Here is a 22237-nt window from a genome sequence, read left to right as displayed (position 1 = left end):
TACTGCCCGGGCCGCGCGCGGTCGGGCCGGGCGCGGGCACTAGGGGGCGGGAGGCGCGACAGCGCCCTCCGCCTCCGCGCGGCCGCCGACGCGTGGATGGGGCTCGCGCTCGAGGAGGCCCGCCGCGCCGCGAGCTGGGGCGACGTGCCCGTGGGGGCGGTGGTCGTCGACTCCGTCGGCCGCGTGGTGGGGCGCGGGCGCAACGAGCGCGAGCTGCGCACCGATCCGACCGCGCACGCCGAGGTCGTGGCGCTGCGGGACGCGGCGGCTGCCCGCGGCGACTGGCAGCTCACGGGGTGCACGCTGGTGGTCACCCTCGAGCCGTGCGTGATGTGCGCCGGAGCGATCCTGGCCGCGCGCGTCGACCGCGTCGTGTTCGGCGCGTGGGACGAGAAGGCGGGAGCGGTGGGCTCGCTGCACGACCTGCTCCGCGACCGCAGGCACACGCACGTCGCCGAGGTGTACCCGGGGCTCCGCGCCCCGGAGAGCACGGCCCTGCTCCTCGACTTCTTCCGCGCGCGGCGCTGAGGCGCTGCACACTCGAGGAGCCGCGCTCAGTCGCGGGAGTGCCCCGCGAGCCACTCCGCGAGCACGAGCCCGGTCGCCTCGCGCATCCGCTCGAAGCGCCCCTCGCGCACGTCGTCGCCGAGCTGGGTCGCGGTGTAGCCCGCTGCGGCCGCGTAGTCGGCGTCGCCCTCGAGCCAGCGACCGGCCATCGCACCGGTGAGCTCCGGGTGGAACTGCACGCCGAGCAGCCACTCGTCGATGCCGAAGGCCTCGACCTCGTAGGCCGCGGAGGAGGCGAGGAGCGTCGTGCCGGCGGGGAGGGCGAAGGTGTCGCCGTGCCACTGCATGACGGGCACGCCCGCGACGTGGCGCAGCGGCGACCGCATCCCCTCGGCGGTGGGCTCGATCGAGCGGAACCCGACCTCGCGGGTCGGACCAGGATGCACGTCCGTGCCGAGGGCGGCGGCGATCAGCTGAGCGCCGAAGCAGATGCCCAGCGTCGGGCGTCGGTGGTGCAGCCGGTCCTGCAGCAGGGCGATCTCGGGCGCGATGAAGGGATGGCGGGCGGTCTCGTAGACGCCGGCACTGGATCCGAGGGTGATCACCAGGTCCGGCTCGTCGAGGTCGACGGAGCCCAGGTCGGTGCCGGCCAGAGCGTCGACGCTCCAGCCCTGCTCCCGGAGGATCGGCTCGAGGACCCCCAGGCCCGCTCCCCGCTCGTTGACGATCGCCAGTGCGCGCGGCACCTCAGCCGACGCTCTCGCGCGAAGGGATCGGGGGTCGGGCGGTGTCAGCGCCTGCTCGGGCGACGGGGGCTCCACCGGCATCGGATGCGCTCACGTGGTCTCCTCGGGGATCCGGGGTGGTGCCGGTCGGTGGTCGGATCATCCTAGGGTCCCGCCGGTCGGGCGAGGACCCCTGCGGCCGTCACCGCGAGCGCGTCGGGCTGCGAGGCCGCTTCGTAGGATGGGCGGGTGACCGACGACACCGTGCTGCTTCCCTCCATCGCCGTGCTCGGCCTGGGCTCGATGGGCGGTGCGATCCTCAGCGGTCTGCTCGCGCCCGGCGTCCGCATCGAGGGCGGAGTCCGGGTGACGAACCGCGACGCCGCGAAGGCCGCCGCGTGGAAGGACCACCCCGTGGTCACCGCGTTCGCGACCGAGGACGACGCCGAGGCGAACCGCCGGGCCGTCGCGGGCGCCTCCGTCGTCCTCGTCGCCGTGAAGCCGCACATGGTGCCGGCGCTGCTGGAGGAGATCGCTGGGTCGCTCGCTCCGGGCACGGTCGTCGTCAGCGTCGCGGCGGGGGTCACGGTCGCGACGTTCGAGGGCCGCCTGCCGGCCGGTGTGCCCGTGCTGCGCTCGATGCCGAACACGCCCGCGGTCGTCGGCCGGGCAGTCACGGGGCTGAGCGCGGGGACGCGGTCGAGCGACGAGGACCTCGCGCTCGTGCGCCGCCTCTTCGAGACCGTCGGCGAGGTGGTCGAGGTGCCGGAGTCGCAGCTCGACGCGCTCTCGACCATCTCGGGATCCGGGCCGGCCTACGTCTTCCTCCTGATCGAGGAGCTGATCGCGGCGGCCGTCGCCAAGGGCTTCACGCCCGAGCAGGCCGCGACCATGGTGACCGGCACGTTCCTCGGTGCGGCCGAGCTCCTCGTGCACTCCGGTGAGGAGCCCGCCGAGTTGCGCCGCCGGGTCACGAGCCCGAACGGCACCACCGAGCGCGCGATCGCCGTGCTGCAGGAGGCTGATCTGGCGTCGCTCTTCACCCAGGCGACGGACGCGGCGCTCGCCCGAGCGCGCGAGCTCGCCGCCTCCTGAGACAGCGAGGTCCGGCCCTACGAGCCCAGGGCCGCGAAGCGCTCGATGTCGCTCGGGGTGCCGCTGACCACGATCAGGTCGTGGTTCGAGACCACCGTCTGCTCGGTGGCGTAGGTGAACGGCTTGCCCGGGCTCTTGACGCCCACGACGGTGACGCGGTGCTTGCGGCGCACTCCCGACTCGGTGAGCGTGAGGCCCCGGATGGGCTTGGGCGGGTACATCTTCGCGAGCACGAAGTCGTCGTCGAACTCGATGAAGTCGAGCATGCGGCCCGAGACGAGGTGCGCGACGCGCTCGCCGGCTTCGGCCTCGGGGTAGATGACGTGGTTGGCGCCGATGCGCTCGAGGATCTTGCCGTGCGAGCGCGAGATCGCCTTCGCCCAGATCTGCGGGATCTTGAGGTCGACCAGGTTCGCGGTGATGAGGACGGAGGCCTCGATCGAGGACCCGACGGCGACGACGGCGACCTGGAAGTCCTGGGCGCCGATCTGCGCGAGCGCATCGAGCGAGCGCGCATCCGCCTGGACGGCGTGGGTCACGCGCTCGGACCACTTCTGCACGAGCCCGGCGTCGGCGTCGACGGCGAGCACCTCGCGGTCGAGTCGGTCGAGCTGGCCGGCCGTGGCGGCACCGAAGCGCCCGAGGCCGATCACCAGCACCGGGGCGTCGTACCTGATGCGGTCAACCAACGATGGGCCTCTCTTCCGGTCGTCTGAACAACTGCCTCCGCTGACTCGCGGCGAGCGCGGCGGCGAGAGTCACGGTACCAACGCGGCCCATGAACATCGTCAGCGCCAGCACGTAGACGCCGGACGGCGGGAGCTCCGCGGTGAGCCCGGTCGACAGCCCCGACGTCGCGAACGCCGAGATCACGTCGAACAGCACGTGGTCGAGGGAGGCCTTCGTGATGTGCAGGATGACCACCGACGAGATGGCGACGGTCGTCGCCCCCCACAGCACGACCGAGACGCCCAGGCGCAGGACGTCGTTGGGGATCCGGCGGCCGAACGCCTCCATGTCGTTGGTGCCGCGGGCCTCCGCGAACGCGGCGAGGAACAGGATCGCGAGCGTCGTGACCTTGATCCCGCCCGCGGTCGAGGCCGAGCCGCCGCCGATGAACATCAGCATGTCGGTGACGAGCAGGCTGGAGCCGTTCAGATCGGGGATGACGATGGTCGAGAAGCCGCCCGACCGGGTCATCGTCGAGAGGAAGAACGACTGGAAGACGGTGTCGCCCGCGTCGAGCACGCCGAACGTCTTCGGGTTGTCGAACTCGAGCACGATGTAGAGCGCCGCTCCGGCGACCAGCAGGATCAGCGAGGTGACGAGCGTGAGCTTGACGTGCACCGACCACTTGCGCGGGCGGCGCCAGCCGCGCGAGAAGGCGTAGATGACGGGGAAGCCGATCGAGCCGAGGAAGACGCCGATCATCAGGATCCCGAGGAACCAGTAGTCGTCCTGGAACGGGGTGAGCCCGGCGGCGTTCGGCGAGAACCCGGTGTTGGTGAACGCCATCGCCGAGTAGTAGAAGGAGTGCCACACCGCCTCGCCGATCGGGATCCCGTCGATCAGCATCCGCGGGAACAGCAGGAGGGCGACGACGATCTCGATCACGGCGGCGCTCACGGCCACCGTGGTGAGCAGCCCGCCGATCTCGCCGAGCCGCACCGCCTGGCCCTCGGCGACGGGGCCCGAGTGGATCCGCAGCGGGTTCGAGTCGCTCGCGACCATGAGCTTGGCGCGGAGGCCGAGGCGGCGCGAGACGGCCATGCCCATGATCGACGCCAGCGTGAGCACGCCGAGGGCGCCGATGTTGACGCCGATGAAGATGATCGAGTGGCCGAACGCCGACCAGTGGGTCGCCATGTCGACCGTGGCCAGGCCCGTGACGCAGATGACCGACATGGCGGTGAAGAACGCGTCGTGCAGCGGAGTGACCTCGCCGGCGGTCGTCGACACCGGCAAGGAGAAGAGGAGCGTGAAGACGAGGATCAGCGCCGAGAAGATGAGGATCGCGAAGCGCGAGGGGGAGCGGCCGGCGAAGTCGTCGATGAGGTCGCGGGCCCGTTCGAAGCCCGACCACGGGGAGACGGGCGAGACCCCGACGGGGCTGCGGAACTGCTGGCGAATGACCACGGCGGATCCTCCACTCGATCGCGGCCATGCTACCCGCTCGCCGCGCCGCCCTCGGGGCGCCGGGTCGGGGCGGGGGAGCGACGGCCCGCGACGCGGTGCGGAGGGCTGACTACCCTGGGCGCATGCCAGACATCTTCGCGGTGATCGCCGACGGCACCCGCCGCGACATCCTCTCCCTCCTGCTCGAGCAGCGGGAGGCGGGCGCGACCGGCATCAGCGTCTCGCAGATCGTCGCGCGGCTCGAGCTCAGCCAGCCGACCGTGTCCAAGCACCTGAAGGTGCTGCGCGAGGCGGGGCTCGTGAGCGTCCGCGAGAGCGGGCAGCACCGCTTCTACGCCCTGCAGTACGCGCCGCTCGAGGTCGTCGAGGACTGGCTGCTGCCGTTCCTCGAGGCCGACGCCGTCGACGAGCCGGCGCTGCTGGACGCGGCGGCCGCAGCCCGGGCGGAGTCGCTGGGCCGGGCGCTCGCGGAGCGCACGCACCAGGTCACCGCGGTGGTGCAGGACATTCAGCGCGGTGTCAGCGAGGGGGCGACGAAGGTGGCGGAGGCGCTGCGCATCCGCAAGTGACGCGTGTCGTGCCGGTCGTCGACGGGTGGTCTGCTAGGCGCGTGACCCGGCCGCCCGCTCGGTCGTGTAAGCTCGCGTGAGGCATTTTCTCGTAAGCGGCCGTCCGTCGGGCGGTCGACCCCCCTGAACGTTGTGAGGTCTTCGTGGGTTCTGTTATCAAGAAGCGTCGCAAGCGTATGGCGAAGAAGAAGCACCGCAAGCTGCTTCGCAAGACTCGTCACCAGCGTCGCAACAAGAAGTAGGCCGAGGCCTCCTTCCCCTTCGAGCGTCCGCTCCCATCCGGGATCGGGCGCTCGTCTGCGTTGCGGGCACGCGCGCCAGGCCGTCCGGGTCTCGAGTGCCGCTCCTCTAAACTGGGAGCATGGTGGACGTCGCGCTGACTCTTGTGGGCAAGCCCGGCTGCCATCTGTGCGACGACGCCCGCGCGGTGGTGCAGCAGGTCCTCGCGGACCTCGAGCACGATCCTGCGGCTCCGGCCGTCTCGCTGTCCGAGGTCTCGATCCTGGACGACGCCGAGTTGCACGAGCGGTTCGTCGAGGAGATCCCGGTCCTCCTGATCGACGGCTGCGTCCACAACTACTGGCGCATCGACCCGATCCGCCTCCGCAGAGCACTCCTGGAGCACGCATGACCATCCGCCACGTCGTCGCCTGGAAGCTGAACGCCGTCGACCCCGCCCAGCGGGCCGAGCACACCGAGCAGATCTCGGACGCCCTGCGCAGCCTCCTGCCGATCATCCCCGAGATCGAGTCGATGACGATCGGGAAGAACTCGCTGTTCCTGAAGGACAACTTCGACATGGTCCTCATCGCGGACTACGCCGACGCCGACGCGCTGAACGCGTACGTCGAGCACCCCGACCACCGCCGCGTCGCGGGGTTCATCCGCCCGCTGGTCCGCGAGCGTGCCTGCGTCGACTTCGAGGTCTGAACCTCTCCGCGACCGCTCCGACACGGTCGTCGTGATGCGATCGTTGTAGCCGACCCCGCAGAAGGGGGACGGATCGGCCGGTGACGGCGCGCCCATCCCGCATAGTCTCTTTCCCGGGGACGCCTGTCCCCGTTTCCGGGGTGCAGGCTGCGTCTCGCGGGGGAGGAACATCCATGTCACGTCAGCGTCGCCGCACCGCGGCTTCCGCGCTCGTCCTGGCGGCACTCGTCGCGGGACTCGCGCTGCCGGCCTCCGCGCAGGCGGCCGAGCTGAACCTCGGGGGTGCCGCGCCCGCGGTAACGGCGACAACGCCCGATCCGGGCGCCGGTGCCGAGCCGCCGCCGCTGGGCGGCGTGGGGCAGCCGCCTGCGGAGGAGCAGCCGCCCGCGGAAGAGGAGCCGCCCGCGGAAGAGGAGCCGCCCGTCGAGGAGGAGCCGAGCGCTCCGACGGTGCCCGGAGTCCCGGACCAGCCGACGACCCCCGATGTTCCTGGCCTGCCCGAGCAGCCTGCACCGCAGCCGGAGCCGACGACAGCGCCGCAGCAGCCTTCGCAGCCGAGTCAGCCTTCGCAGCCGAATCAGCCTGCGCAGCCGAATCAGCCTGCGCAGCCGAATCAGCCTGCGCAGCCGAATCAGCCCGCGCAGCCGAACCAGCCTGCGCAGCCGAACCAGCCGCAGCGGCCGGCGCAGCAGCCCCAGGGGGCGACCGGCGGCACGGCGACGACCGAGGCCGGGTCGAGTGCCCCGCGCTCCTCCGCTCCGGGCCGCACGCTCCTCTCGACGTCGGCCGCCGATCCTGCCGCCGCTCCCGCGCCCGCCGCGGAGGGCCAGCCGGCCGGCGAGGCGACCGCTCCCGCCGTCTCCGTGTACCTCACGCGCGACGCGGGCGTGGACCCGGGCGCGCTGACCGTCGACCTGGCCCGCTTCTACGGGGTCGGCGCGGCGTACGCGGGCTTCCAGCGCGAGGAGACCGCCACGGCGGTCCTCCGCGCTCCCTCGGGCACCGAGACTCCGCTGACCGTCGAGGGCCGCCAGGACGGCGAGACGACCAGCACCGGCTCGACCGTGGTTCCCGCCGCCGCGCTCTCCTCGATCGGCGCCTACACGGTGCAGGTCACCGGCGACCGCGGCTCCTCGGCCTCGACCACGTTCTCGCTGGCGGCCTCGACGGCGCCCGGCGTGCTCGTCGAGCCGCGCGAGTCCACCAGCAGCGAGGCGGGCTCGCCCCGCGGCGCCGTCTGGGGCTTCGGCCCGATCGAGAGCGTGTCGGTCGGCGCGTTCACGACGACCGGCGTCCGTGCCGAGCTCGCCGCCGGAGCGCTGTCGGTCCGGGTCGACGCGCTCGGCTGGTCCGACCTCGCGCTCGGCGACGCGATCGTGAAGGAGCCCACGGCCGAGGTGTACTGCATCGTGGCCGTCGGCTCCGTCTCGGGACGCACCGCCGCGGTGACGATCGCCTACCCCGAGAGCGGCTCCTCCGTCGAGGTGCCGGACGCGTCGCAGGTCTGCGGCATCGCGATCACGACCGCCAAGTCGGGTCTGGTCTCGCCCGCCTCGGCGGACGGCACCGGCGGGCTCTCCGCCGGCGTCGGCCTCACCATCGGGGCGGGCCTGCTGGTCGCGATCCTGCTCGCCGGTCTCGTGACCGCCGTCGTGCTGCGCCGCCGCCGCGAGAACAGCGACCTCCTCATCGGCGGTCCGCTGCCGCACCAGCCGCAGGAGTGATCCCGCGGCACGGGTGATCGGAGCCGGCGCGAGCGCCGGGCAGGACGCGGAACGCCCGCGGGACGACGAGGTCCCGCGGGCGTTCCGTTCGTGCGACGTCAGGCGCCGCGTCACTCCGCCGCGCTGAAGCGCAGCAGGATCGTGCGGGCCTCGGGCCGCAGCTGGAAGTCGGGCCAGACGTCCGGGCCGCACGCCCGGGAGCCGAGGCCGTGCTGGGCGGCGTCGATCGTGAGGACCGAGCGGGTCGGCTGCGGCAGCTCGTGCGGGTGCTGCGCGGCGGAGATCTCCTGCGGAGTGTGCCGGGCGAGCGTGAATCCGGGCAGGCGTCCGTGCAGGTCGCGCGCCGTCTCGATCCGGAGGCGCGGCGACCCCGCCTCGGCGAGCACCAGTTCGCGCACGGAGGAGCGGTGCCCGCTCTCCTGCGGTCGCGCGTACGGGGTCGTCAGCGCGTCGATCCCGGCCGAGAAGCGGCCCACGCGGGCGGCGCGGAGGCTGTCGGGGTAGGACTCGAGCGGCCCGGTGCCGAACCAGTCGGCGCGGTCGATCGAGGCGGGCAGCTCGAAGGTGAGCCCGAGGCGCGGCCAGACGATGTCCCAGCGGCCGGTCGGCACGAGGTCGGCGCGGAGGATGACGGCGTCGCCGTCGGCCGTCCAGTGCTCGTCGAGCAGCAGGGCCGCGTCGAGGTCGGCGGCCGAGAGCCGGGTGCGGCGGCGGAGGCCGTCCGAGGTGTCGAGGCTCTCGAGGCGGGGGACGAGGCGGTCCAGGCCCGCCTCGCGCCAGCGGACGGCCGAGGACGGAGCGGGCACGCCGCGTCCGTCGCCCGCGTTCGGGTCGCCGCTGACGTACGCCGGGAATCCGGCGCCCTCGTCGTTGTCGGTGGGCGCGCGCCACAGCTCGGCGCGCGGACCGTCGACGGCGAGACCGGCCAGCGAGCGCAGCCGTCCGCCGCCGAAGCGCGCCACGGCGAGGGCCGCGTCGTCGCCCAGGGCGCCGCCGCGGCGGGCGCGCACCCAGACGGGCTGCGGTGCCGCGGCCGAGAGGCGGCGCTGCGCGGTGTGCACGACGTGCCCCTCGGGGGCCCAGGCGGTCGCGGCGGCGAGCACGACGTCGACGCTCAGCCAGGTCTCCCCGGTGCCCGCGACCTCGACCGCGGGCAGCGGCACGGTCGCTGAGCCGCCCGCGGCGATCACTCCGGTCTCGAGCACGCCCTCGGCGGTGAGCCGGCCGTCGACCTCCGTCCGCCACAGCACGCGCAGGTCGGCGGTGGAGGCGTCGTGGCGGCGGTTCTCGACGACGACGGAGTCCTCGTCGAGGCGCGTGCGCACGGGCGCGACGATCTGCTTCCACTCGAACAGGCCGGGGCTCGGCGTGCTGTCCGAGAGGACCATGCCGTCCATCACGAAGTTGCCGTCGTGGACGACCTCGCCGAAGTCGCCGCCGTAGGCCCAGTACTCGACACCGTCGGCGGTGCGGGCGCGGAGCCCGTGGTCGCGCCACTCCCAGACGAAGCCGCCGTGCAGGCGCGGGTAGCGCTCGACGAGGTCCTCGTACTGGTCGATCGCGCCGGGTCCGTTGCCCATGGCGTGCACGTACTCGCAGAGCAGGAACGGCTTGGAGCGCTGGCGCGCGGACTCGCCGGGGGAGCAGCCGAGCAGGGTGGTGCGCGACGCGTCGTCGCCGATCTGCTCGGTCTCGGGCACCGAGGAGTACATCCGCGAGTACACATCGGTGTAGGCGCCGGTGTAGTCGCCCTCGTAGTGCACCGGGCGCTCGGGGTCGCGGCCGTGCACCCACGCCGACATGGCGGCGAGGTTCGCGCCGGTGCCGGCCTCGTTGCCGAGCGACCAGAGCACGATGCTCGGGTGGTTCTTGTCGCGCTCGACGGTGCGCTCGATGCGGTCGAGGTACGCCTCGCGCCAGGCGGGGTCGTCGCTCGGGTTGCCGGCCCAGCCCCAGCGCTCGAAGCCGTGCGTCTCGAGGTCGCACTCGAGGATCACCCAGAAGCCGAGCTCGTCGGCGAGGTCGAGCAGCCGCGGGTGCGGCGGGTAGTGACTGGTGCGGATCGCGTTGACGTTGAACCGCTTCATCAGCGCGAGGTCCTCGCGGGCGGAGTCCTCGTCGAAGGCGCGCCCGCGGTCGGGGTGCGTCTCGTGCCGGTTCACGCCGTGGAAGACGACGCGCTCGCCGTTCACCAGGAAGCGGTCGCCGCGGATCTCGACCGTGCGGAAGCCCAGGCGGAGTGAGACGGTCTCGCCGGTGGAGGCGATCTCGGCGTCGTAGAGGCGCGGCGCCTCCGCCGACCACGGCTCGACGGCGTCCAGGGCGATCGGAGCGACGTCGTCGGCGCTCGCCCACTCGACGTCGACGCCGAGCTCGGGGACGCGCAGGACGACGGGGAACGCCGCGGGCGACGCGGTCAGCTCGGCGTCGATCGTGCCCGTGCCCTCCGAGTACCCGGTGCGGACCCAGACGTCCTCGAGTCCGCCGACGGGGCGGGCGAGCAGGTGCACCGAGCGGAAGATCCCCGGCAGCCACCACTGGTCCTGGTCCTCGACGTAGCTCGACGCCGACCACTGGTGCACGCGCACCACGACGAGGTTCTCTCCCGGGCGCACGGCCTCGGTGACGTCGAACTCCTGCGCGAGGCGGCTGCCGGATCCGATGCCGATCTCGACGCCGTTGACCCACACCCGGTAGCGCGACTCGACCCCGTCGAAGCGCAGGACGACCGCCTCGGCGTCGCCCCACGACTCCGGGACCTCGATCGTGCGGCGGTAGTCGCCGGTGGGGTTCTCGTCCGGCACGAAGGGCGGCTCGGTCGCGAAGGGGAACTGCACGTTCGTGTAGGCGGGGAGGCCGTAGCGGCCGTCGCCCTGCAGCACCCAGTGCGCGGGCACCGGGATCGAGTCCCAGGCGGAGTCGTCGAAGGACTCGGAGCCGACGTCGTCCACTCCCTCGCCCTCGGGGAGCACGTCGAGTCCGCCGAGGGTGCCGGGCGCGGCCGGCAGCAGGCGGAAGCGCCACTGCCCGTCGAGCGCGATCGAGGGGGCGTCGGAGTGGAGCCACGAGCGGGCCCGGCGGCGCAGGCCCCGCCCGGGGCCGGTGTCGGTGAGGTAGTGCTCGGGAGTCGAGGTCGGGGTCACTTCACGGAGCCTTCCGTCAGGCCGCCGCGCCGGAGCGCTGCGGCGCCGCGCGCCTCTGAGCATCCGAGCGGAGTCGAGCCGTCACGTCGTCGTGGGGGGACGCCTCCGCCTCGTGCGGCTGCGCCGTCTCGGACGCTAGCACAATCTCGAGTAGACACTCGAATTTCGGTCCTCACATGGTGATGATCGAGATCACCGTCGGCCCCAGGACCGCGATGAAGAGGACCGGCAGGATGAACAGCATGAGCGGGAAGAGGATGTTGACGGGGATCTTCATCGCCTTCTCCTCCGCGCGCATCCGGCGCTTCAGCCGCATCTCCTTCGCCTGCGTCCGCAGCACCCCGCTGACCGAGACTCCGTAGACGTCGGCCTGCACGATCGCGCGGACGAAGCTGCGCAGGTCGGGCACCGACGTCCGCAGCTCCAGTGCGCGGTAGGCGTCGCGCCGCGTCATGCCGACGCGCATGTCCTGCAGGGTGCGCACCAGCTCCTCGGCGAGAGGGCCCTTGCCGTTGTCGCCCGCCCGGGCCATCGCGGCCTCGAAGCCCAGTCCGGCCTCGACGGCGATCAGCATCTGGTCGAGGGTATCCGGGAGCTCGAGGGCGATCGCGGCCTGCCGCTCGAGCCCGCGGCTGTGCAGGAGCAGGTCGGGCACGAAGTACGCCACGACCACCACCACGACGAGGAGCAGGACGAGGATCGGCGGCGGCTGGCGCGCGATGACGAGGGCGGCGGCGCCGGCGGCGAGGAGCATCAGGAGCGGCTTCGCGAGGATCACCCGGCCCAGCGGCCAGGAGGCGGGACGGCCGGCGTGCGCGTGCAGCCGGTCGAGCCGGCGGAGCGCACCGGGCAGCAGCAGCCTCCCCGCGATCCGCTCCAGTCGATCGGCGGCCGAGCGGGTGTCGACCGCCTCCTGGACGAGCCCCTGCATCAGGTTGCGGCGAGCGGCGCTGCGCTCGGCCCCCGCGGGTGCCAGGGCGGCGAAGAGCAGGGGCAGTGCCGCCAGCAGGCACAGGGTGGCGAGGAGCACGATCCGGTCCCTCTCAGAACTTGAAGCTGATGACGCGGCGCATCCAGAGGCCGCCGATGAGGAACATGATCGCGGCGACCACCATCAGCACGTAGCCCAGCCAGTGCTCGGTGAACTTGCCCACGTAGCTCGGGCTGGTCAGGCTCAGGACGCCCAGGACCACGAACGGCAGCGCCATCAGGATGTAGACGGACATCTTGCCCTCGGCCGCGAGGGCCGAGACCTGGCGGCGGATCTGGTTGCGCTCGCGGATCGTGTCGCCCACCTGGTCGAGCACCTCGGCCAGGTCGCCGCCCACCTCGCGGTGGATGCCGATCGCCTGCCCGACCCAGCTGAGGTCCTCGCTCCGCATCCGCTCGGCGGTCTGGGCCAGGGACACGTTCAGGTCGCGGCCGAGGCGGGTCTCGTTCACGATGCGCGCGAACTCCTCCGCCGTCGGCGCCTCCGACTCGCGCGAGGCGGCGTCGATCGCGCGGAGCAGGGAGTGACCGGCGCGCAGCCCGCTCGCGAGCAGCTGGAGGGTGCCGTCGAGCTGGTCGGCGAACCGGCGCCGACGGCGATCGGCGAGGATCCGCAGGAGGGCGACGGTGACGCCCAGGACGACCGCCACGAGCAGGACGCCGAGGAGAGCGGAGCCGGCGAGCAGCCCGAGCAGGAAGGCCACGACGGACGCCGCCGACACCAGGATCAGCAGTTCGGAGGGCGACTGCGACAGCCCCGCCTCGCGCAGCGCGTCGGCGAGACGCTCGGCCCAGCCCCGCCGCGTCAGCGCCGCCGAGATCGCCTCGCTCGTCGAGCGGGTCAGCTGCGAGAGCCCGGAGTCGCCGGCGCCGGCGTCGGGACGCCGCCGCTCGACGGGGAGCCGCGGAGTGGAGGAGCCGAAGACCCCGAAGACCACGACGAGCACGGCCGCGTAGCAGAGCACGACCCCCAGGACCGCGATCATCGGCGCTCGCCGGGGACCGGCAGGGCGAAGACCCGCGGCGACACCTCGATGCCCAGCTCGGTGAAGCGGTCGAGGAAGCGGGGCCGCACCCCGGTCGCGACCGGGCCGCCGAGGATCCGGCCCGAGGAGTCGACTCCGGCGTAGTCGAAGACGAAGGCGTCCTGCAGCACGACCACATCGCCCTCCATGCCCTGCACCTCGGTCACGTGCGTGACGCGCCGGCTGCCGTCGCGCATGCGGGTGAGCTGCACGATGACGTCGACCGCCGAGGCGATCTGCTCGCGGATCGCGCGGAGGGGGAGGTCCATCCCCGCCATCAGCACGAGGGTCTCGAGCCGAGAGATCGCGTCGCGCGGCGAGTTGGAGTGGACGGTCGAGAGCGAGCCGTCGTGACCGGTGTTCATGGCCTGCAGCATGTCGAGCGCCTCGCCGCCGCGGCACTCGCCGACCACGATGCGGTCGGGCCGCATGCGGAGGGAGTTGCGCAGCAGCTCGCGGATCGAGACCTCGCCGCGCCCCTCGATGTTCGCCGGTCGGCTCTCGAGCCGCACCACGTGCGACTGCTGGAGCTGCAGCTCCACCGCGTCCTCGATCGTGATGATGCGCTCGCCGTGCGGGATGAAGGAGGAGAGGACGTTGAGCAGGGTCGTCTTGCCCGTGCCGGTGCCGCCCGACACGATGATGTTGAGGTGCGCGCGCACGCACGCGTCGAGCAGCTCGGCCATCTCGGACGTCACCGAGCCGAAGCCGATGAGATCCGACACGGTGAGCGGGTCGCGGGAGAACTTGCGGATGGTGAGCGACGACCCGTTCACGGCGAGGGGCGGGATGACGGCGTTCACGCGCGAGCCGTCCTCGAGCCGGGCGTCGACCAGCGGGGACGACTCGTCGATGCGGCGCCCGACCCGGGTGACGATCTTCTCGATCACCGCGCGCAGCTGCGCCTCCGAGCGGAACCGCGTGCCGCTCAGGGTCAGCCGGCCTCCGCGCTCGACGAAGATCTGCTCGTGCCCGTTGACCATGATCTCGGTGAGTGTCGGGTCGTCGAGGAGGGGCTGCAGCGGTCCGAAGCCGAGCACGTCGTCGGCGATCTGGGCGACGAGGCGCTGACGCTCCTCGGGGGTGAGCGGGGCGGACTCGGCGTCCACGATCTCGCCCAGGATGTCGCGCGCCTGCCCGAGCAGGTCCGACTCCGCGAGCGTGGGGTCGTTCAGCCGCGAGCCCATCCGGCGGAAGAGCTCGTCGCCGACCCTGCTCTTGAGGGCGAGCAGTCCGTCGACCCGCTCGCGCTCGTCCTGCTGCCGGTCCGTCTCGGGATCAGGAGCGGGAGCGGGCTCGGGGGCGGGCGGCGCTGCGGCGACGGGCTCGTACGGCGCGTCGCGCGCGGCGTGCCGGGAGGCGAGGCGTTCGGCGAGGCTCACTGGATCCTGACCCTTCTCTGCTGTGCGGCTCCGTCGCCGCCGGTGAACGCGCCCGCGAGCCGGGTCAGCAGCACGGCCGCTCGGGAGCGGCGCTTGGCGAGGAGCAGCGGTCGACCCGTGTTGGTCGCGAGCGCGAGGTCGGCCGAGCGGGGCAGGACCGCGGTGACCGACATGCGGACCGTGGCCTCGATGTCCTTCACCGTGATGCCCGACTTCTTCTCGGCGAGGTTGACGACCAGGTGGCGGTTCTCGGGCAGGAGGCCCAGCTCCTCGAGCACGGTCAGCTCGCGGCGGAGCCCTCGGACCCCGGGGACGTCCATCGCCGTGACGAAAAGCGCGTCGGTCGCCACCTCGAGGGCGGCGAGCGTGTGATCGGTGAGCCCGGCCGAGGTGTCGACGACGACGGTGGCGAAGTCGGACGAGAGCTGCCGCAGCAGGTGCGTCACCGCCTCGGACGAGATGCGGTCGGCGTCGGCGGGGTCGATCGGAGCGGCGAGGGAGTAGAAGCCCGCCTCGTGCACGGACAGGTAGGCCTTGAGCACCAGCAGGTCCGAGGATGCGGCCGGGCCGACCGCGTCGCGGAGGGTGTGCACCGGATCCAGGCCCAGCGCGCTCGCGACGTCGCCGAACTGGGCGTCGAGGTCGACGAGGACGGTCGAGAGCGGAGCGGCACTGCCGAGGGCGACGGCCAGATTGACCGAGAGCGTGGTCTTGCCCACCCCGCCCTTGGGCGAGAGGACGACGATGACCTTCTTCTCCCGACCGCCGCGGGGGGCCGTGGGACGATCGCCGATCCGCGCCTGCGCGGCCCGGCTCGATCGGCGGATCACGTCGCCGAGGGAGTCGTCGTCGGCGTCGGGGGAGAGGACGTCCCGGATGCCGGCCCTCATCGCGGCGACCGCGAGGTCGGGATCGGGCTCGGCGACGAGGACGAGCGTGATCCGCGGGAAGGCGGTGTCGAGGGCGGCCGCGAAGCGCAGCGCCGTCTCGCGCTCGATGCCGGGGCCGATCAGGACCACGTCGACCGGGTCCTCGCCGGGGGGCGGGAGGATCGCCTCGGGACGCAGCCCGGTGGCGGACGCGGGGAGCGCAATGACCCCGGAGTCGTCGTCGACGAGGGCGGCGGTCACGCGGTCGACGAAGGGGGCGGCGTCGGTCACCGCGAGGAAGCGGGTCACTGGAGGAGCTCCTCGGGCGTGATGATGCGGGTGCCGTTCGAATCCGTGCCCTCCGGCTGCTTCGTCAGCCAGATCGACGCGTACTGCGCCGCGTTCACGAGGAGCTCCGCGTCGGCTCCGTTCACGGCGAGTGTCACGTAGACGGACGCGGGAGGTATGGGCACGGTTCCGCTGGTGTCGCCCTCCGCCGTCGTGCCCAGTCCCTGCAGCGTCGTCACGAGGACCTTCTGCAACCGCATGTGGGTCTGCGTCCCGACGGTGAGCACGACTCCGACCGTGTCGCCGGGAGCGAGACCTCCGCCGACCACGCGCTCGGGGCTGAGCAGCACGGTCACCTCCTGCAGTCCGGCGGGGACGTCGACGCGACCCGGGACCTCGAGGGCGTCCGGCGACACCAGCCGCACGGTCAGCAGCTGCTCCCCGGTCACCAGATCGACCGAGGTGACGAGGCCGCCGAGGCCGTCGAGCGTCGTCGCGGCGCCGACGGCGACGGCCGCTCGCGGGAGGGGCTTCACCTCCAGGTACTCCGACAGCTGCTCGGAGGGGGTGCCCGCGGGGGCGTCGCGGGAGAGCACGAGGACGTCGACCGGCTGCTGGCCCTCGAGAGCGCGTTGATCGGCGCCCCTCGTGTAGAGGGTCACGGCGATCACGCCGATGACGGCGAGTACGAATCCGAGGATCGCGAAGAGGATGCGGAGCTTCACGGGGCAGGGGGTCCTAGTCCGACAGAGTGATGATGGACGCGCCGAGGTCCGCGCCGCCGAGGCTGAACGCGTCGTCGAGCGAGACGAAGGTCGTGAACTTCCCGATGATGCCCTTGCAGGTGCCCTTGCACCCCGCGCCCGGATAGGTCTGGTTGTTCCAGCTCATGCCCGGGAAGTTCCAGCCGAGCACCTGGAAGGCCGCGAAACCGCTGATCGTGTACCAGCCACCCGACCCGGTGCCGCCCTTGTCGGAGTAGACGGGGAGGAGCACGGTGGTGCCGCCGAGCTTCGACAGCTGAGCGGCGCAGCCCGGGGGCAGGCTGACGCCGGTGCTGCCCGAGACGGGGGCCGGCTTCAGTCTGTCCACGTTCGCCCGGCACGTGCCGGCGGGATCCTTGAGCCAGCCGAATCCACCAGGGAGGAGCTGCCCCGACGGGCTCTCGGTCTGGCAGGCGGTGCCGCCGGAGTCGCCGTGCATGCTGATGACCTGGATCGCGCCGTCCAGCTGGAACACGCACGGGGCGAACGCGAGCGCGAGCGCCGCCTCACCGGCGCCGGGGCTGCCCCAGGAGGCGGTGGCGGACGCCTCGGCCTCGAGGGAGTCGATCCCTAGCAGCGGGGCGAACACCGTCGCGAGGGAACCGGCCCCCGTGGAGGCGTCCTCGGCGGAGGCGGTGACGCGCACCGACGTGGCGGTCGGGAAGGTCGTCGTGGACCCGGAGGCGCCGTCCCCGGCGTTGGCGTCGGCGTAGGTCGCGGCGAGGGCGACGGCCGCCGTCTCCGCGGCGCGAGCGGCAGCGACGGTCGAGGCCGGAGCCGCGGAAGGGGCGGTGCACGGGGTCTTCGCACACGACTGCGCCACGGCGAGGGCCGCGGCATCGGCGCCGTTCTGCAGTTCCCCGCGCTCGACCTGGAGCCTGGCGATGTCGATCGCGATCGCGGCGCAGGTCAGCAGCACCACCATGACGGCGGCGACCACGATCGAGACGGCGCCCTGCTCGTCGCCGAGACGACGCGTCAACCACCGCATCGCATCGCCGCCTTCCCGGTCAAGGTGATCCCGTCGCCGAAGAGTCCGGTGAGCAGGCGGTAGTCGTAGCTGATGGTCGTCGTGCTGAGCGCACCCGGGGTACAGGTGGCCGGCGCGATCGAGATCTGGGCGTCCGTGAGTGCAGGAGAGAGGAAGGACACGTTCTTCACGGCGGTTCTCGCAGTGGATGCATTGTTGTGCAGAGCCATGCTTCTCGCGCCTTCTCTGGCGGCGTTCGTCAGAGTGATCTGCGCATTCATCGCCAGAGAGAATTCCACTATCCCGATGAGGATGACCATCAGGATCGGGAGCACAATGGCGAATTCGAGAGAGACTGCGCCTTTCTCGTCGCGGAGGTGTCTCTTCACTGTTCTTCTTCCGATGGAGAAGAGGTGGGCGGCGTCGCGGCGAGAGCCGGGACGCCGCCCAGGAGGGACGCGAAGAGGTCAGTCGGCGGGGTCCGCGGGGACCTCCGCGGCGGGGCCTTCTCCGCCCAGGCTCTCGTTGATGTCGAGGAAGATGTCCCCGAGCGTCGGGCCGAGGAAGACGACGGCCGCGATGATGACGATGGCGATCAGTCCGACCAGCAGGCCGTACTCGACGGCGGTCGCGCCCTCCTCCTCCTCGCGGAGGCGGTCCTTCGCGGTGGCGACGTGAGACTGAAGGGTGGAGAGGAGAGAGAGCATGGTGAACCTCCGAGATGGGGTGAGCGAGACCGGTTTACAAGGGGAGCAGGAATCCGACGACCCAGTTTGAGACCGATCGTGCGAATACCAGTGGTGCTGCTGCAGAGAAGGGGCCGGATCACGGGGGTGATCGAGAGCCCGCCGAATGGATTCGGCCGTATTCATTTCTGCGGCATCACTGATGATAGAGAGATCACCCGACTCGTCTCGTACCCTTCCGGGGGACAAAGCACTTGACGATCCGTCCCTCCGCCTCAAGGGGAGAGTGCGAGCACCACCACGGCCCCGGCGAGCATCATCGGACCGAAGGGCACCGGCGTCCCGCGCCGGGCGCGACCCGTCAGCAGCAGCACCGCCGCGGCGAGGGCCGCGAGCGCGAATCCGGCGGCGGCGCCCACGAGCAACTCGCTCCAGCCGCGCGACGCGAGCATCGTGCCGATCACCGCGGCGAACTTCACGTCGCCCATCCCGAGTCCGCCGGGCGAGATCAGCGCCAGCACCAGGTAGACCGCGAACAGCGCCAGCCCGCCCAGCAGTGCGCGGAGCCCGTCCCCGGGCCGTCCGTCGACGACGCTCGCGATCAGGACGAGCACTCCGCCGACCGCGATCGCGGGGACGACCAGGACGTTCGGCAGCAGCCGGTGCCGGAGGTCGATCGAGGACAGCTGCACCCCCACGACCGTGAGGAGCACGAGGGCGGCGAGCACGGCGCTCGGCGGACTCGTCGCCGTGAGCGCCGCCGCTCCCACGGCACTCGCGGCTCCGGTCGCCACCGCGAGGGCGGGGGAGGAGCGACCGGGCGGCAGGCCCCGCTCGACGCGGGGGACGCGCCGGAGCAGGGCATCGAGGAGAGTCCCCGCGACGAAGGCGACGAGCGCCGAGATCGCGACGAGAGCGGCGGTGGCGGGCATGCGCCCATCCTGCCCGGGTCCTCCACTCGGACTCGGCGCATTCCCGGCTTGGCGGTGCAGACTCGCGGCGGCCGCGCGCGGGAGACCCCGCGGTCCGCCGGCGGTGATACGCCGGCGAGCGGGAGAGCGAGACCGTTCCACCGCCACACGGGAGCCCCCTGGCGTGAGACCCCGGGGGGCTCCTCCACTCCCTCCTGATCGCCTCTACTTCACCGAGCCCTCGGTCAGCCCCCCGCGCCAGAAGCGCTGCAGCACGACCATCGCGATCGCCAGCGGGATGATCGACAGCAGCACGCCGCCGGTCGTCAGCTCGTAGAACTCGGGCAGGCGGTCGACCTGGCTGAGCCAGTTGTTGAGGCCGAGCGTGATCGGGAACAGCTCGGTGTCCGACAGCATCACCAGCGGCAGGAAGTAGTTGTTCCAGATGCCGACCAGCTGGAAGAGGAACACGGTCACCAGCGCCGGGGTCAGGATGCGCAGCCCCAGGGTGTGGAAGATCCGCAGCTCGCTCGCCCCGTCGATCCGCGCCGCCTCGATGATCGCGGTGTCGACCGTCGCCTGCGCGTAGATGCGGCAGAGGAAGAGGCCGAACGGCGAGACCAGCGACGGGATCAGCACGCTCCAGTAGGTGTTCGCGATGCCCATCTGGCTGAAGAGCAGGAACAGCGGCAGGGCCGTCGCCGTGCCGGGCACGAGCACTCCCGCGAGGATCGTGCCGAACACGAGCCGGTTGCCCCGGAACTCGTACTTCGCGAGCGCGTAGCCCCCGGCCGCGGCGAGGTACGTCGCGAGCAGGGCGCCGACTCCGGCGTAGAGCACCGAGTTGAGGAACCAGCGGACGAAGATGCCGCCGTCGTAGGTCAGCACCTGGCCCAGGTTGTCCCAGAGCGCGAACGTGGGGGCGAACCAGAAGCCGTAGGTGGCGAAGAGGTCCTCGGTGGTCTTGGTCGCGGCGACCACGACCCAGTAGACGGGGACGAGGAAGTAGACCGCGACGACCACGAGGATCCCGGTGACGATGATCGTGGAGGCGCGGTTGCGGCCGGCCGAGCGGTCGGGGCCGCGACCCGCCTTCACGGGACGGTTCGCGGTGACCACCCCGGTGGTCGTGGGCTGCACGGTGTCGCGCGTCGCCTGGCTCATGAGGACTTCCTGTTCGAGATCGAGAGGAACGTGAAGGAGAGGACGAACGCGACCAGGGCGATCAGCACGGCCTGCGCGGCGGCGACGTTGTAATCGTTGTAGGCGAAGGCGGTCGTGTACGCGCTGAGGTTCGGCGTGTACTGGCTGTCGATCGCGGGCGCGACGGTCTTGAGGACCTGCGCCTCCGCGAAGAGCTGCAGGGTGCCGATGATCGAGAAGATCGTGGTCAGCACGAGCGCCGGGCGGATGAGCGGCAGCTGGATGCTGCGCGCGACGCGGAACGTGGACGCTCCGTCGACCTTCGCCGCCTCGTACAGCTCGACCGGGATCGCCTTCAGCTGGGCGACGATGATCAGCATGTTGTAGCCGGTGTAGCTCCACAGCGAGATGTTCGCGATCGACCACAGCACCGAGTCCGCGCCGAGGAAGTCGGGCTCGAGGCCGACCACGTTCGCCGCATCGATGATCGGGCTGAGCCCGGGCACGTAGAGGAACGACCAGAGGATCGTCGCGATCACCCCGGGCACGCCGTAGGGGAGGAAGTAGGCAGCGCGGAAGAAGCCGGGGAACCGGGCCGAGGCCGACTCGAGCATGAGCGCGAGCACGGTGCAGAGCGCGATCATCACCGGCACCTGGACGATGCCGAAGAGGAACATGCGGCCGATCGACGCGATGAAGTTGCCGTCGGCGAGGGCCTGCGCGTAGTTCGAGAACCCGGCGAACTCCGTCGTCACTCCCGCCTCGCCGAAGAGCCCCGAGCGGGTCACCTTCGTGAAGCTCGAGCCGATGGCCACGACGATCGGGAGGAGGAAGGTGAGGACGAACAGGGCGAGGAACGGGGCGAGCAGGATCCACGGGGCGCGCCCCACGGCTCCGTTGCGCTTGCGGTTCCCGGTGTCGCCGGTGGCCGCGATGGCGGCTGCGGCGGGGGAGGTCGTCGTGGTCATGCGGAGGCCTTCCTGATGCTGAGGCCCTTGTTCTCGAAGACCGTGATGATCTGCCTCTCGGCCTCGGCGACCGCGTCGACGAGGCTGGTGCCGGACGCCTTCTTCCGGAAGCCGTCGCTGAGGATGTTGAAGGACTGCTGGGTGACCGGCCACCAGGACCAGTCCGGGTTCTGCTGCTGCGAGGCGGGCACGAGGACCTCCTCGGTGTAGTTCTGGCCCGAGAAGAACTCGCTCGGTCCCTTGCGCGCCGTGCCGATCTCGCCGACCGCGGGAGACCAGCCGATGCCGCTGTTCGCGATCATCGCGTCGATGCCCTCCTGCGAGGTGGTCATCCAGACGGCGAACTCGAGCGCCTCCTTCGGGTGCGCGCTGCTCGCGAAGACGGCGGCCGTCGAGCCGCCGAGGAAGCTCGAGCCGAAGCCCGAGTCGCCCCAGACGGGCATGGGCGCCGCGCGCCATTTGCCCTCGCCACCGCTCACGCCCTGGATGAGCGCGTCGCCCCAGCTGCCCGTGGTGCAGGAGGCGATGCCGCCCGTCGCCGCCGCCGCGAACCACGCGGGGGAGTAGGCGCAGTAGCCGGTCTCGACGAGGTCCTGATCGATCGCGGTGTCGAAGAAGGAGGCGACCTGCGTCGTGGCCTCGTCGGTCATGTCGATGACCCAGCCGTCCTCCTCCGCGGTGAGCCACTGCGCACCGGCCTGCGTGGCGAAGGCCGCGAAGACGGAGGCGTCGGCGAGGGGGAAGCAGTCGATGTAGGAGTCGGCGCCGCGGAGCTCCGTCGCCACGGCGGCCCAGTCGTCCCACGTGCGCGGCGGCTCGGCGCCCACGCGTCCGAGCACCTCGGGCTGGTAGAAGAAGGCCATCGGACCGCTGTCCTGCGGGATCCCGTAGACGCCCCCGGAGTAGCTGACCTGTCCCCAGAGGGTCGGGTCGTAGAGATCGGCGTAGTCGGCTGCACCGTAGCGGTCGAGGTCGACCAGCCCGTTCACGAGCATGAACTCGGGCAGCGAGCGCAGCTCGACCTGGCCCAGGTCCGGTCCGCCGCCGGCCGCGAGGGCCGAGTACAGCTTCTGGTAGCCGCCCGCATTGCCGCCGGGGATCCAGACGGCGTCGACCTGGACGTCCGGATGCGACGCGTTCCAGACGTCGCAGACCTTCTGCAGGTCCTTCAGCCAGGCCCAGTACTGCAGGCGGATCGGTCCGCTCGCGGCCGGGATCGCCGGCGCGGTGTTGACCGAGGTGGTGCCGGGGGTGGCGCAGGCCGCCAGCGTCCCGAGTGCGGCCGTGCCGAGTCCGGCGGCCATGAGCTGTCTCCGTGTGAACGGCTTCACTGTCCCTCACTTCGTCGTGGGTGGGTGCCCGGGAGGTCTCCCGGCCCGGTGGGTCGGACGCTATCACAAAATCGAGTGGCT

At 71.9% G+C, this 22237-nt stretch carries 23 protein-coding genes; 7 read left to right on the top strand and 16 right to left on the bottom strand.

Annotation, left to right across the window (positions count from 1 at the left end; genetic code table 11):
• Positions 1–96 precede the first annotated feature (96 nt).
• Positions 97–528 carry a nucleoside deaminase gene (locus tag IOC53_RS10585; protein ID WP_207405528.1) on the top strand — a complete coding sequence of 144 codons (432 nt, stop codon included), beginning with the start codon at positions 97–99 and terminating at the stop codon, positions 526–528.
• Between the two features lie 26 nt (positions 529–554).
• Here IOC53_RS10585 and IOC53_RS10580 read toward each other — a convergent pair whose 3' ends face one another.
• A complete protein-coding gene (locus tag IOC53_RS10580; RefSeq protein ID WP_207405509.1) occupies positions 555–1253 on the bottom strand; it encodes a gamma-glutamyl-gamma-aminobutyrate hydrolase family protein in 699 nt (232 codons plus the stop codon).
• A 228-nt stretch (positions 1254–1481) separates the two neighbouring features.
• Between IOC53_RS10580 and proC the strand changes: the two genes are divergently transcribed.
• Positions 1482–2327, top strand: a complete 846-nt coding sequence (proC, locus tag IOC53_RS10575; protein WP_207405507.1) for a pyrroline-5-carboxylate reductase — start codon at positions 1482–1484, stop codon at positions 2325–2327.
• Between the two features lie 17 nt (positions 2328–2344).
• On the opposite strand, the gene IOC53_RS10570 is transcribed toward proC, so the two are convergent.
• Positions 2345–3016, bottom strand: coding sequence for a TrkA family potassium uptake protein (locus tag IOC53_RS10570; protein ID WP_055790397.1), 672 nt, complete (start codon positions 3014–3016; stop codon positions 2345–2347).
• Positions 3009–4379 carry a potassium transporter TrkG gene (locus tag IOC53_RS10565; protein WP_307786155.1) on the bottom strand — a complete coding sequence of 457 codons (1371 nt, stop codon included), beginning with the start codon at positions 4377–4379 and terminating at the stop codon, positions 3009–3011. The genes IOC53_RS10570 and IOC53_RS10565 overlap by 8 nt, the downstream gene beginning before the upstream one ends.
• A 206-nt stretch (positions 4380–4585) precedes the next feature.
• Between IOC53_RS10565 and IOC53_RS10560 the strand changes: the two genes are divergently transcribed.
• From IOC53_RS10560 to IOC53_RS10540, 5 genes are all read left to right on the top strand, one after another.
• Positions 4586–5032 (top strand): helix-turn-helix transcriptional regulator, encoded by a 447-nt coding sequence (locus tag IOC53_RS10560; protein ID WP_207405505.1) that lies wholly within the window; start codon positions 4586–4588, stop codon positions 5030–5032.
• Between the two features lie 143 nt (positions 5033–5175).
• Positions 5176–5274, top strand: a complete 99-nt coding sequence (locus IOC53_RS10555; protein WP_003792170.1) for a 30S ribosomal protein bS22 — start codon at positions 5176–5178, stop codon at positions 5272–5274.
• 119 nt (positions 5275–5393) lie between these two features.
• Positions 5394–5663, top strand: a complete 270-nt coding sequence (locus tag IOC53_RS10550) for a glutaredoxin family protein (protein WP_207405503.1) — start codon at positions 5394–5396, stop codon at positions 5661–5663.
• The gene (locus IOC53_RS10545) at positions 5660–5962 is read left to right on the top strand and encodes a Dabb family protein (protein ID WP_207405501.1); all 303 of its coding nucleotides are present in this window, start codon (positions 5660–5662) and stop codon (positions 5960–5962) included. The genes IOC53_RS10550 and IOC53_RS10545 overlap by 4 nt, the downstream gene beginning before the upstream one ends.
• Positions 5963–6135: 173 nt before the next feature.
• Entirely contained in the window at positions 6136–7686 is a 1551-nt protein-coding gene (locus IOC53_RS10540; protein ID WP_207405499.1) for a hypothetical protein, read from the top strand.
• A 110-nt stretch (positions 7687–7796) separates the two neighbouring features.
• Here the strand turns inward: IOC53_RS10540 and IOC53_RS10535 are convergent, their stop codons facing one another.
• The 13 genes from IOC53_RS10535 to IOC53_RS10475 form a co-directional block, all read right to left on the bottom strand.
• Positions 7797–10829 carry a glycoside hydrolase family 2 TIM barrel-domain containing protein gene (locus tag IOC53_RS10535; RefSeq protein ID WP_307786154.1) on the bottom strand — a complete coding sequence of 1011 codons (3033 nt, stop codon included), beginning with the start codon at positions 10827–10829 and terminating at the stop codon, positions 7797–7799.
• Positions 10830–11001: 172 nt separating this feature from the next.
• Entirely contained in the window at positions 11002–11862 is an 861-nt protein-coding gene (locus IOC53_RS10530; RefSeq protein WP_374070655.1) for a type II secretion system F family protein, read from the bottom strand.
• Between the two features lie 10 nt (positions 11863–11872).
• Positions 11873–12805 (bottom strand): type II secretion system F family protein, encoded by a 933-nt coding sequence (locus tag IOC53_RS10525; RefSeq protein ID WP_207405495.1) that lies wholly within the window; start codon positions 12803–12805, stop codon positions 11873–11875.
• Positions 12802–14226 carry a CpaF family protein gene (locus tag IOC53_RS10520; protein WP_307786152.1) on the bottom strand — a complete coding sequence of 475 codons (1425 nt, stop codon included), beginning with the start codon at positions 14224–14226 and terminating at the stop codon, positions 12802–12804. Before IOC53_RS10520 ends, IOC53_RS10525 begins: the two co-directional genes overlap by 4 nt.
• Positions 14223–15404 (bottom strand): AAA family ATPase, encoded by a 1182-nt coding sequence (locus tag IOC53_RS10515; RefSeq protein ID WP_207405493.1) that lies wholly within the window; start codon positions 15402–15404, stop codon positions 14223–14225. The genes IOC53_RS10520 and IOC53_RS10515 overlap by 4 nt, the downstream gene beginning before the upstream one ends.
• A complete protein-coding gene (locus tag IOC53_RS19480) occupies positions 15401–16108 on the bottom strand; it encodes an RcpC/CpaB family pilus assembly protein (RefSeq protein WP_207405491.1) in 708 nt (235 codons plus the stop codon). Before IOC53_RS19480 ends, IOC53_RS10515 begins: the two co-directional genes overlap by 4 nt.
• A gap of 13 nt (positions 16109–16121) precedes the next feature.
• Positions 16122–17138, bottom strand: coding sequence for a pilus assembly protein TadG-related protein (locus IOC53_RS10505; RefSeq protein WP_207405489.1), 1017 nt, complete (start codon positions 17136–17138; stop codon positions 16122–16124).
• Positions 17126–17506 carry a TadE/TadG family type IV pilus assembly protein gene (locus IOC53_RS10500; RefSeq protein WP_307786151.1) on the bottom strand — a complete coding sequence of 127 codons (381 nt, stop codon included), beginning with the start codon at positions 17504–17506 and terminating at the stop codon, positions 17126–17128. Before IOC53_RS10500 ends, IOC53_RS10505 begins: the two co-directional genes overlap by 13 nt.
• A 78-nt stretch (positions 17507–17584) precedes the next feature.
• A complete protein-coding gene (locus IOC53_RS10495) occupies positions 17585–17824 on the bottom strand; it encodes a Flp family type IVb pilin (protein ID WP_207405487.1) in 240 nt (79 codons plus the stop codon).
• A 254-nt stretch (positions 17825–18078) separates the two neighbouring features.
• On the bottom strand, positions 18079–18735 hold the full coding sequence (locus IOC53_RS10490) for an A24 family peptidase (protein ID WP_207405485.1): 657 nt from the start codon (positions 18733–18735) through the stop codon (positions 18079–18081).
• A 204-nt stretch (positions 18736–18939) separates the two neighbouring features.
• Complete coding sequence (locus tag IOC53_RS10485) at positions 18940–19878, bottom strand: carbohydrate ABC transporter permease (protein ID WP_207405483.1); 939 nt, start codon at positions 19876–19878, stop codon at positions 18940–18942.
• Positions 19875–20825, bottom strand: a complete 951-nt coding sequence (locus IOC53_RS10480) for a carbohydrate ABC transporter permease (protein ID WP_207405480.1) — start codon at positions 20823–20825, stop codon at positions 19875–19877. The genes IOC53_RS10485 and IOC53_RS10480 overlap by 4 nt, the downstream gene beginning before the upstream one ends.
• The gene (locus IOC53_RS10475) at positions 20822–22156 is read right to left on the bottom strand and encodes an ABC transporter substrate-binding protein (protein ID WP_207405479.1); all 1335 of its coding nucleotides are present in this window, start codon (positions 22154–22156) and stop codon (positions 20822–20824) included. The genes IOC53_RS10480 and IOC53_RS10475 overlap by 4 nt, the downstream gene beginning before the upstream one ends.
• Between the last annotated feature and the right edge of the window lie 81 nt (positions 22157–22237).

Origin of the sequence: Rathayibacter sp. SD072, from assembly GCF_017355185.1 — a bacterium.
Classification (GTDB): Bacteria; Actinomycetota; Actinomycetes; order Actinomycetales; family Microbacteriaceae; genus Rathayibacter.
Note: the sequence above shows the minus strand (reverse complement) of the source record. Positions and strands in the feature narration are given on the sequence as shown.

What these genes read in the sequence shown, in the direction of transcription:
- IOC53_RS10485 (WP_207405483.1), bottom strand. Translation starts at nt 19,878, where the DNA reads ATGAGCCAGGCGACGCGCGACACCGTGCAGCCCACGACCACCGGGGTG.
- IOC53_RS10540 (WP_207405499.1), top strand. Translation starts at nt 6,136, where the DNA reads ATGTCACGTCAGCGTCGCCGCACCGCGGCTTCCGCGCTCGTCCTGGCG.
- IOC53_RS10560 (WP_207405505.1), top strand. Translation starts at nt 4,586, where the DNA reads ATGCCAGACATCTTCGCGGTGATCGCCGACGGCACCCGCCGCGACATC.
- IOC53_RS10545 (WP_207405501.1), top strand. Translation starts at nt 5,660, where the DNA reads ATGACCATCCGCCACGTCGTCGCCTGGAAGCTGAACGCCGTCGACCCC.
- IOC53_RS10585 (WP_207405528.1), top strand. Translation starts at nt 97, where the DNA reads ATGGGGCTCGCGCTCGAGGAGGCCCGCCGCGCCGCGAGCTGGGGCGAC.
- IOC53_RS10525 (WP_207405495.1), bottom strand. Translation starts at nt 12,805, where the DNA reads ATGATCGCGGTCCTGGGGGTCGTGCTCTGCTACGCGGCCGTGCTCGTC.
- IOC53_RS10490 (WP_207405485.1), bottom strand. Translation starts at nt 18,735, where the DNA reads ATGCCCGCCACCGCCGCTCTCGTCGCGATCTCGGCGCTCGTCGCCTTC.
- IOC53_RS10495 (WP_207405487.1), bottom strand. Translation starts at nt 17,824, where the DNA reads ATGCTCTCTCTCCTCTCCACCCTTCAGTCTCACGTCGCCACCGCGAAG.
- IOC53_RS10505 (WP_207405489.1), bottom strand. Translation starts at nt 17,138, where the DNA reads ATGCGGTGGTTGACGCGTCGTCTCGGCGACGAGCAGGGCGCCGTCTCG.
- IOC53_RS10480 (WP_207405480.1), bottom strand. Translation starts at nt 20,825, where the DNA reads ATGACCACGACGACCTCCCCCGCCGCAGCCGCCATCGCGGCCACCGGC.
- IOC53_RS10550 (WP_207405503.1), top strand. Translation starts at nt 5,394, where the DNA reads ATGGTGGACGTCGCGCTGACTCTTGTGGGCAAGCCCGGCTGCCATCTG.